7 protein-coding genes are annotated in these 10,084 nt (G+C 44.3%); 1 reads left to right on the top strand and 6 read right to left on the bottom strand.

The features are described 5' to 3' along the window. Positions 1 to 206 precede the first annotated feature (206 nt). The 3 genes from EKM98_RS01280 to EKM98_RS01270 are packed head-to-tail and all read right to left on the bottom strand — an operon-like array spanning position 207 to position 3,872. Complete coding sequence (locus EKM98_RS01280) at positions 207 to 1,181, bottom strand: aliphatic sulfonate ABC transporter substrate-binding protein (protein ID WP_125979954.1); 975 nt, start codon at positions 1,179 to 1,181, stop codon at positions 207 to 209. 8 nt (positions 1,182 to 1,189) lie between these two features. Then, the gene (locus tag EKM98_RS01275) at positions 1,190 to 2,722 is read right to left on the bottom strand and encodes an AMP-binding protein (protein ID WP_125979952.1); all 1,533 of its coding nucleotides are present in this window, start codon (positions 2,720 to 2,722) and stop codon (positions 1,190 to 1,192) included. Further along, complete coding sequence (locus EKM98_RS01270) at positions 2,643 to 3,872, bottom strand: acyltransferase (protein WP_125979950.1); 1,230 nt, start codon at positions 3,870 to 3,872, stop codon at positions 2,643 to 2,645. The genes EKM98_RS01275 and EKM98_RS01270 overlap by 80 nt, the downstream gene beginning before the upstream one ends. Before the next feature lie 431 nt (positions 3,873 to 4,303). Here EKM98_RS01270 and EKM98_RS01265 point away from each other — a divergent pair, with 431 nt between their 5' ends. Beyond that, positions 4,304 to 5,110: an alpha/beta hydrolase gene (locus EKM98_RS01265; RefSeq protein WP_125979948.1), complete on the top strand. Its 807-nt coding sequence runs from the start codon at positions 4,304 to 4,306 to the stop codon at positions 5,108 to 5,110. Positions 5,111 to 5,377: 267 nt separating this feature from the next. Here EKM98_RS01265 and EKM98_RS01260 read toward each other — a convergent pair whose 3' ends face one another. From EKM98_RS01260 to EKM98_RS01250, 3 genes are all read right to left on the bottom strand, one after another. Beyond that, the gene (locus tag EKM98_RS01260; protein ID WP_125979946.1) at positions 5,378 to 5,578 is read right to left on the bottom strand and encodes a heavy-metal-associated domain-containing protein; all 201 of its coding nucleotides are present in this window, start codon (positions 5,576 to 5,578) and stop codon (positions 5,378 to 5,380) included. A 640-nt stretch (positions 5,579 to 6,218) separates the two neighbouring features. Then, entirely contained in the window at positions 6,219 to 8,708 is a 2,490-nt protein-coding gene (locus EKM98_RS01255; RefSeq protein ID WP_125979944.1) for a heavy metal translocating P-type ATPase, read from the bottom strand. A 583-nt stretch (positions 8,709 to 9,291) separates the two neighbouring features. Further along, on the bottom strand, positions 9,292 to 9,807 hold the full coding sequence (locus EKM98_RS01250) for a GNAT family N-acetyltransferase (protein WP_125979942.1): 516 nt from the start codon (positions 9,805 to 9,807) through the stop codon (positions 9,292 to 9,294). Between the last annotated feature and the right edge of the window lie 277 nt (positions 9,808 to 10,084).

Below are 10,084 nucleotides of genomic sequence, written 5' to 3'. Positions count from 1 at the left end.
TCGGACTTTGGTTCATCCTAGTCCGATCGACATCGTCAGTAATGCTCGGAGCCTGAGCGCCTTTTTGTGCCACTCCTTCTATTCTGGAACGTGCGTTAAAAGGCATATTCCTGCGGTTAGCTACGATCGCCAAACAATTTATTTCATAAATTATTCGTCAATCTAGGCTAATCCTCAGAATATGAACGCCTTTTATCACACTCCCTCTATTTTTTACTCAGCACTATCTTCTTAACTTCAACCTTCTTACTAATCAGACCATCCTGGTAGAACAAATCGGCGATATCTTGTTGTTCTTTAATGATTTGATTATTGATTGCTTGGATACCGTAATTCCGGCGTTCTACCATCTTTTTAATTGCCGATTTTGGTAGGGACAATGATTTGCTCATTTCATTAATTAACTCAGTGTGGTGTCCGTTTGCCCACTTCATGCTCTTTTGCATCTCTTTTAAGAGCAATTTAGAAACATTGCGGTGGCCGGTGGCAAATGCCTGAGTGCCTAGAATGAAGTCGCGGTCAGTTGTCAATCCTTTGGCGTTGGTCAATAGCGTTGCGTTTTGTTGAACTTGCGCGGCCGCCGTGTATGGATCCCAGATGGCCCACGCATCGACTTTTCCTTTTGAAAAAGCGATGTTGGCCGCGGCTGGATCGAGGTCCACCCAATCAATATCACTTGCTTTTAGGCCGGCCTTTTTCAAAGCTTTCAGGAGTAAATAATGTGAGCTTGAGCCTTTGGAATAGGCAACTTTTTTGCCTTTAAGCTGGGCCAAACTGGTAATTGACGAGCCTTTTGGCACCAAGATGCCACTACCGGCGGCCTTAGAATAGGCGGCACCAATGTAGACTAGCTTGGTTCCCGAGGCCTGGGCCGTTACTGGCGGCGTATCCCCAGTTCGACCGTAATCCAACTCGCCGGCGGACAAGGCCTGAAGTAAGGCACTGCCACTCTGAAATTGTTTCCAGACAATCTTATAGCCCTTCTTCTTCATGTCCTTGGCTAAATCGCCTTGGGTTCGGGCAATATCAAAAATATCACCCTTTTGATAGCCAACACGAATCGTTGTCAGATTACTTGACGATGACTGATTGGCCTGCGTTTTAGAATAACCAAAGATTGCGACAACGGCCCAAAGCAGGATAAAAGCCAGAAATATAATTAGTTTTTTTCGTTTGCGCATTTACTCACCTAAACCTTCAATAAACTTTGCTTTAGTTGCCGCCGTTTGACCTTACCAGTTGGGCCTAAAGGTAGCTGGGCCAAAAATACAATTTCACTGGGACATTTAAAACGAGATAATTGTTCCTTGGTGTAGGCAATGATTCTTTGAGCCAGTTCCGCTGGTTCGATTCCTACCGGCTGGCTTAAAACAACCGCGGCGACTACTTTTTCACCATAAATTGGGTCTGGTAGCCCGATAACCGCCGCTTGATCGATTTGCGGTAACTGAAGCAGAACTGATTCAACTTCATTGGGGTTAATCTTGTCCCCACTGCGATTGATCATCTCTTTCTTCCGGCCGACCAAGAATAGGTAACCATCTTGATCCAAGTAGCCCAGATCGCCCGTTTTAAACCAACCATTTTCAAAATCAGTGTCGTGCTGGCGGTCAACGTAATGATGAATGACGTGCTTGCCCTTCAAAAGAACTTCGCCAACGCTAAGTGGTGCCGCCACTGTATCGTTTGAATCGTTAATCCTAACTTGCGTTTCCGTTGCTTTACCAACCGAGCCTAATTTGGCGTGGCGCAACGGGTTGACGGTAATTTGACTGGCAGCTTCCGTCATACCGTAGCCCTGGATAATCGGCACTTGAAAAGCAGTTTGGAATTCACTTTGCAAATCGGCCGCTAGTGGCGCTGAGGCTGAGCGAATAAAACGTAAATGTGGCAACGCTAAAATTGGTGTCTGTTGCCGTTTAAGTAAAATAGCGATAACTGCTGGTGCCGCCGATACCCAAGTAATGCCTTCTTGTGCCAACAATGGCCAGAAATGTGAGGCACTGAATTTGCGTACCATCACAATCGTTCCTCCAGAAATTAGTGTTGCCAAAAGGGAAATAACTTGGGCATTAATGTGGAATAACGGCAAAACTAACAAGGTCCGATCAGCCATCGTCAATTCTTGGGATTTGGCAACATCTTCGGCCGCCGCGAGTAATTGTTCGTGATTTAAGACAACGGCTTTAGGGGCGCCGGTTGTCCCGGAAGTGTAAAGTAGCACACCCAACGTCTGGGTTTGTTTTTGCCGGTACTGCTTTAATTTTTCACCGTGAACAAAATCCTGTTGTTTAACTAAGTAACCAGTTAGCGCCGGTGCCGTTAACAGTGAGTAACTGTTTTCCTGAAATTCAAGACCTTCACTTTGCAGCTCGGCCAACATAGCAACGTGCTGTGGGCTGAAAAATGCGGCCGCATAGTGTTCCTTTGCCAAAACTGTCGTTAATTCTTGGCGGGGCATTGCCGGATCAATCGTGTAGCTGATCGCGCCTAAATCCAGTAGCGCCAGTAAGACTGTGACGTACCCAACGGAATTTGGTAAGCTAACCAGCACTAAATCACCGGCAACAATTCCTTGTTCCCGCAAACGAGCGACTAACTGATCACGGTCGGCGCTGATTTGGCGGCCGGTAAACCATTCGTTAGTGACGACCTCCTTGATTAATTTCTGGTTGTAATGGTTCTTTAAGGTTTGATTGATTTGTTCGGTAAGTTGTGACATGATTTCGTGCCCCTTTCTTAATTGATGGCCGGCCGATGAGATGGCAAAGGACTGGCGTTCGGTAAAAACAGTAAGCAATAACAAAAGCTGTGGCAAAAACACCGATGCTCGTGATTGGAAGGGCAATAATTAACCACCCTGGCTGTTTAGCAAGGTTTGGCATCAGAACTTCGGCCAACCATAGAGCTAAGGTTTGGCTTAAATAAATGCCAAAGCTCAATTTAGCACCTAGGCTAATAAAGCGAACTTGCCAAGCGTTTGGTGTTCGTGCCCGGAAGTTTGCGTAACGCCGGCCAAGTAATAACACGGCCATAATTACAATAAAGGCATAAACCATCATCAGTGGTTGGTGAACTGATTTGGCGGCACTGGCGCTTAGCCCAAGAATCCGCGTGTTGTATAAATAATAAATTGGACTAAGCAGCAACGCACCAATCAAGGTTCGCCAAATCAGGCGCGCGTGCTGATCAATTAATTGGCCGATCTTGTCATAATGAATGGCTAGAAGCCCACCAGCTAGAAAATAAATCTGGTAAGTTAAAACAAAACTGCCGTAATTACGTAATAAAAACGGCCAGTGACTAGTGTCAACGTGGGGCAGTCCGTATTTAATGCCAACCAACATGATTAGCTGAAATACCACACCACCAATAAGAATTTTCAAATGTTGCGTTGAAAAGCGGCGTAAAAACCAGCGTAATAGCGGAAATACCAAGTACAGCTGGAAAGTAACTAACACGTAATACATAAAACTCACATTGCCGTGAATCAAAGCATCCCAGTACGCTGAACCAAATTCGGCCAGACTGTGAATCTGCTCTTGCCTGATGAAATGACTTTTTACGAGCTGGCTAACGTATAAAGCGTTCCAAAATAAATACGGAATTCCAACTGCAATATAACGTTTTAACCAAAATCTAAAAGGACGCAACGGCCGATTGTAGTGTGTAATGAATAAAACCATCCCGGTCATAAACATGAAGCCCATTCGGGTAAAATGAAGGCTCGCGTGAACGGCATTGGTAACATCGGCCGCCGAACCACTTAATTGCAGAACATACAATGAAAAGGTATGAACCGTTAATACTCCAAAAATAAAAAAGACGCGCATAAAATCGACTTCATAAAGATACCGCCGTTTTGTTGCCATTACCCCACCTCCTCAGTGTTAGTGTCTATTTTGGGCCGTGCACAAAATCTTGTTTTCCGATGATGTCCATTCTCCTAGTGCTAAGTTCGCACACTCGAAACATGGCACCTCCTCAGTGTTAGTGTCTATTTTGGGCAAGCCCAAAATCCTATTTTCGGATGATGTCCATTCTCCTAACGCGTAGTTCGCGTACTCGAAACATGGCACCTCCTCAGTGTTAGTGTTTATTTTTAATTTTCATCCATTTAAAACATGCACTAAAGGACTTTTCACGCCTAGCTACACTCTTTAAGATTCGTCTTAAATTAATCTGTTTTAGTTGCAAATTTTTTTCAAACTGATAATCTAGCGTAAACGTGTTTGGAAAAGAAAATCTTAGCATTTTTGCAAACACCTACTACAATGAAATAAGCTTCAAGGAAGGTCTAGTCATGCGCCATTTACGTTGGTTTCTTCTATTAGTCATACTTCTTTTGTTGCCGGTTACTGCTAGCCGCGCAGCAGTGAAATCCAGCTACGCAACGCCGACCCTTTTTGTTCATGGTTACCACGGCGGCCTGAATTCATTGGGACCGTTAATTGATCGAGCCGAGTTAGAACGAAAAGGCCAGCGTGTTTTAATTGCTGAAATAACGCCGCAAAAAATCCAATTCATCGGTCGCTGGCCAAAATCCGTTAAGCACCCAATCATTCAAGTTATTTTCCAAAACAACCAGGCAAATTGGAATCTGGACGCCCAGTGGCTAAATCGTTTGTTAACCATTTTGAAGGAAAAGTATAATCTGAAAAATTACAATGCCGTTGGTCACTCACGTGGCAGCCTTGCCCTGGTTATCGCCAACGAACACCAACCCGCTCTGAAACTAAAACGCTTGGTTGTCATTGCGGGTTCCTTTGACGGTGCTCTTTGGCGGGATGATCGCGTTAATGAAAATCATTTTCTAGCAAGTGGCCGCCCAGCAATTATTCACCCTGAATATCAGGAAATATTGAAGCACCGCAACCAATTTCCGAAACAAACGCGCGTACTTGCAATTGCTGGTAATCGCTTGGATGGCACCAATTCCGATGGTGTCGTTTCATTAGTTTCCGCCCTTTCATTACGTTATGCTTTGGACAAACAAGTTAAGGAATACCGTCAGAAAATTTTCTACGGTAAAAATACCGAACATAGTCAGTTACCTCGTTTCAATCAGTCCGTTCAACAAACGACGATTGATTTCATTTGGCCTAGCTGATAGTGATAACACTAAAGTTAAATTACGAAGAGTTTATGAACATAAATCTAATATTGAATGAGCAGCCGATGAAGATTGTTGATTTAGCAGCCTTTGAACAGACAGTGATTAAGAAAACGATAAGAAAAGGTTGTTATTTAATTAACATTCAGAAAAATTGCGCATAAAAAGAAGCCAGAGCAAAAAATTAATTTTGCCCTGACTTCTTTTTTTGACTAGGAATATTTTTAATTTAAAACGTCTGCTTCAGATTTCCACACTTTTTATTTAGGCTTCAACAACCCGGTAACTGGTTTCCTTAAGACTAGCCGCTAAAGCTGCCGAATCAACATTACCTTCAACCGTTGCTTGTTTCTTAGCTAAATCAACTTGCGCAGATTTGACGCCAGCAACATTTTCAAAAGCCTCCGTAACAGCTTTTACACATCCATCACACTTCATACCTTCAATTTTAACAACTTGGGTCATAATTTATCATCCTTTCGAGAGTGTTTGAAAAAGCGGTTAGATTCTACTTCACAATTGAGGATTATTAGCTAGAATCGCTAATAATCTTGATGCTACGAACGATGGCCATTCTTGTGGCAAAAACCAAGGGGCAAAGTTATAAAGTCCATAACTGTGTTTCCTCGACTAAGTTCGTCTCGGTCACCGCAAGAAACGTGGCTCTGAGGATTACTGACGTTGTCGATCGGACTAGGATGAACCAAAGTCCGAATCGCGGCCTAAACAGACGAATTACCTTTGAAAAAGGTGATTTGGCTGTTGTAGCCACTATTCCGCAATTGAGGATTATTAGCCAAATACGCTAATAATCTTGATGCTTCATACGTTGTCCATTCAACTACTACTTCGCAATTACGGTTAGTTATTTGCAAAGATCACAAATAACTCATGATGCTTCGAATGTTGTCTATTCTTGTGGCAAAACCAAGGGGCACAGTTATAAAGTCCATAACTGTGTTTCCTCGACTAAGTTCGTCTCGGTCACCGCAAGAACTAGCAAGGCGAAAAGCGCCAAGTTGAAACATGGCAACCGCAGGAATCTGCTTTTTCAAACACGTTTAAGCAAATTCAGCTACAAAATAATTTCAAATAAAATTTCTAATTAATCAACTGAAACAACCTTTTGTTCATCACTATCTTTTTTAACCAATGTTTCTTCTAATCGTGGTGCCTTAAATCGTTTCAGTCGCAATGCATTCAATAACACAGAAACGGAACTAAAACTCATTGCTGCCCCGGCAATCATTGGGTTAAGCAGTGGTCCGCCGAAGAGGTACAGCAGACCCATGGCAATCGGTACGCCAATCAAATTGTAGGCAAAGGCCCAAAATAGATTTTCTTTAATGTTGCGTACGGTTCGCTGGGATAGATTTAGCGCGGTCACAACGGTTGCTAAATCGCTGTTTAAAAGCACGACGTCGGCGGAATCAACTGCAACATCGGTGCCGCTACCCATGGCAAAACCAACTTCGGCCTGGGCCAACGCTGGGGCGTCATTAATGCCGTCACCGACCATGCCAACTTTTTTGCCCTGCCGCTGTAATTTGGCAACTACCTGGGCCTTATCTGCTGGTAAAACCTGGCTAATGACTTGGCTCACTCCAACTTGCTTAGCGACTGCTTGAGCTGTTTGTTCATTATCCCCGGTCAACATCACAACTTGGCGGCCATGTTTCCGTAAAGCGGCAATTGCGGCGGCACTAGTGGCCTTAACTGGGTCAGCTACTGCTAAAATCGCAACCAACTGCTTGTCCTTGGCCAAATAAAGCGGTGTTTGGCCAGCCGAGGTAAACTGTGCAACTGAAGCCGCCACCTCAAGCTGTTGTTTGGCCAACCAAGCCTGATTGCCCAAATAAACGTCCGTGCCAGCGATTTGGCCTTGGATCCCGTAACCAGGTACTGCTTTAAATGCCGTAACTGGATTTAGCGTCAATTGGTCGGCGGCCGTTAGAACTGCTTTACCCAAAGGATGTTCCGAATATTGTTCCAAGCTGGCAGCCAATTGCAAGGCAGTTTCCCGGGAATAGCCATTAAAGGTTTGAATTGCCGTCACAGCCGGCTGCCCTTTAGTAATTGTGCCTGTTTTGTCTAAAACGAGTGTGTCCAATCCGGCCATGGCTTCTAAAGCGGCGCCATCTTTGATCAAAATACCGTTTTCCGCACCCTTGCCAGTGCCGACCATAATGGCAGTCGGCGTTGCTAGACCTAGCGCACAGGGGCAGGCAATTACAAGGACCGCGACGAAAATTGTCAAGCTAAAGGCCAGTGAATGCCCGGTAAAAAACCAGCCAGCAGCGGCCAACGTTGCTAAAGCCATAATAACAGGCACAAAGATTCCGGAAATAACGTCGGCCAATTTAGCGATGGGCGCCTTACTTTCTTGCGCAGTTTCAACCAACTTAACAATCTGCGCTAAGACGGTTTGCGCGCCAACTTTAGTCGCTTCGTAGGTCAATTCACCAGTTTGATTTAAACTAGCACCAATAACCTGATCACCAGGTTGTTTGCTAACGGGTTGGCTTTCACCAGTCAACATTGACTCATCGACACTACTTTGTCCGCTTAAAATTTTACCGTCCACTGGAATACTGGCGCCGGGTTTAACAATCAAGGTGTCACCAGTTTTAACGTCACTGGCGTTAACGGTTACCTGTTGCCCTTGTTGTAAAACGACGGCCGTTTTCGGCGCTAAATTTAGTAATGCCGTTAGCGAATGCGCCGTTTTTGTCTTGGCGCGAGTTTCAAAGTATTTGCCTAAAGTAATCAAGGTTAAAACGGTGGCCACAGCCTCATAATAAAATTCCGCCGGGTGTTGAACCACGATTAATTGAATCGTTTGGACAAAACTATAAATAAAAGCAGCGCTGGTCCCAACTGCAACCAAAGTATCCATGTTTGGATGTCGTTTAAACCAAGTACTAAAGCCGATGCGGTAATAATCGCGGTTCAGCCACATAACTGGCACCGTCAAAACCAATTCCATTAAGGCGCTGGCAAGTGGCTGCTGCAACCACTGTGGTAGTGGCGCACCTAACATGCCACCCATTGCTAAATACAGCAACGGAATTGTCAGACACGCCGAAGCAACAAATCGCCGCCACATCTGCTGCAATTGCTCTTGCTTACGCTGCCTTTGATCGGCCTCAACCTTGGCACGATCTTCTTCCTGATCAATTAGCTTGGCCTGATACCCTGCCGCTGCAACAGCCTGTTCAATCCCACCAGTTGGCAGTTGCTGCGTATCGACATTGATGTGCAATTTCTCAGTTGCCAAATTAACACTAGCCTTTAAAACACCAGCCGTTGCGGCAGCCGCCTGCTCGACAGCAGCAACGCAACTGGCACAAACCATGCCTTCGATATTGTAAGTTTGCGAAGCCGCCTGTAAACGAGCCTCGTATCCTGCTTCCTTGACGGCCTGTTCCACCGCCGTAACGTCAACACTCTTTGGTTCAAAAGCAACCTTCATTTTCTCGGTTGCCAAATTTACAATTGCCTGTTTGACCCCAGGAACTGCCTGCGTTGCGTCGGTTACTGCCTGAACACAGCTTGCACAAACCATTCCCTCAATTGAAAAGTGCCCCTCAGTCATTCTGGGCGCCCCCTTTATATTAACCACCTGCGTGATTTATTAGTTTACGTCTGTAAACATTTACTAATGTAAACTTATCACGTTTACCCCCAACTGTGAACCCCTTAATTCAATTTATGGGGAATTCCCTAACTAGAGAGTGCCAAAAAAGCGTCTAGGTTCTGAGCATTAGCCTAGATTGCCTAATTATCTGTGAAACAGATGATTTGGTGATCGTAGCTAAGCGCAGGAACCTGCTTTTTTCGCACGTTTACGCTAAATTTGCCAACAAAACACTGACCCAAACAATATTCAATTAGCCTAAATTGACGAATAATTCATGAAATGAATTATTTGGCGATTGTAGCTACTATTCCGCAATTGAGGATTATTAGCCAAGTACGCTAATAATCTTGATGCTTCATATGTTGTCCATTCAACTAAGGCGAAAACCGCCAAGTTGAAATATGGCAACCGCAGGAATCAGCCTTTTCAAACACGTTTCCACAAAAAAACGTCTACAAAAACAACCACAGGCACCCCCACAATCCAAAAAAAAAGCCAGTGTCAACCAAGTCAAACAGGCCGACACCAACTCAATTCCCTACAAATTCAATTCATACAGTAAAAAATCAGTCACACCAGTATCTTCATAAAAAAGCTTAAAGGTCCCAACACAGGTGAACCCGCAAGCTGAATACAAATTTTGCGCTGGTAAATTAGTCCCAATTGCATCCAAATGAATGGTTTGTTTATGCTGTTGCCGGGCATAATCCACTGCAAATTTGACCATTTGCTGGGCGATACCGTGACCCTGTTGTGGTGCCACGCCTAAAGTGTGAATCAACAATACCTCAGAGTCGGCAACATCCAGCGACCAATTAGCCTGCTTATAACCTGCATTAGCGGCACTATTAAGCACCATCGCGCTAACAATCACATCATCTTGCCAATCAACAAACAATTCTTGTCGTCGCACAGCAGCGCTAAGATAAGTAATACTTGGATAGATGCCCTTCTTCCAATCTGTGGGAAACTTGGCGTTTTGCATGCCATCAATAAGATTTTCGTAAAACGTAATCACTTGCTGAAGCTCACTTGGCTGAACCAATTTAATCATACTGATAACTTCCTTTTTATCATTGATACGCTTTACTTTATACGAATAATTGCGCAAGTCAAACTGAGTTTTGTGCGGTGCATTAATTTTGTTTTGTGGAAAAGGGCCAACCAACCTTATATAACGACCAAATATGTTTTCTTGATCACGAAAAAAAGAGCAGATTCCTGCGGTTGCCATGTTTCAACTTGGCGATCTTCGCCATAGTTGAATGGTCAACGTACGTAGCATCAGAATTTTTTAGCGTTTTATGCTAAAAATATTCCAGCCGCGGAGT

Origin of the sequence: Loigolactobacillus iwatensis (genome assembly GCF_003950295.1) — a bacterium.
GTDB lineage: Bacteria > Bacillota > Bacilli > Lactobacillales > Lactobacillaceae > Loigolactobacillus > Loigolactobacillus iwatensis.
This window is presented reverse-complemented; position numbering and strand designations above follow the sequence as displayed.

Bases quoted from the DNA above. Each gene is read 5' to 3' on its own strand.
- EKM98_RS01280 (WP_125979954.1), bottom strand. From the start codon at position 1,181: ATGCGCAAACGAAAAAAACTAATTATATTTCTGGCTTTTATCCTGCTT.
- EKM98_RS01275 (WP_125979952.1), bottom strand. From the start codon at position 2,722: ATGTCACAACTTACCGAACAAATCAATCAAACCTTAAAGAACCATTAC.
- EKM98_RS01270 (WP_125979950.1), bottom strand. From the start codon at position 3,872: ATGGCAACAAAACGGCGGTATCTTTATGAAGTCGATTTTATGCGCGTC.
- EKM98_RS01265 (WP_125979948.1), top strand. From the start codon at position 4,304: ATGCGCCATTTACGTTGGTTTCTTCTATTAGTCATACTTCTTTTGTTG.
- EKM98_RS01260 (WP_125979946.1), bottom strand. From the start codon at position 5,578: ATGACCCAAGTTGTTAAAATTGAAGGTATGAAGTGTGATGGATGTGTA.
- EKM98_RS01255 (WP_125979944.1), bottom strand. From the start codon at position 8,708: ATGACTGAGGGGCACTTTTCAATTGAGGGAATGGTTTGTGCAAGCTGT.
- EKM98_RS01250 (WP_125979942.1), bottom strand. From the start codon at position 9,807: ATGATTAAATTGGTTCAGCCAAGTGAGCTTCAGCAAGTGATTACGTTT.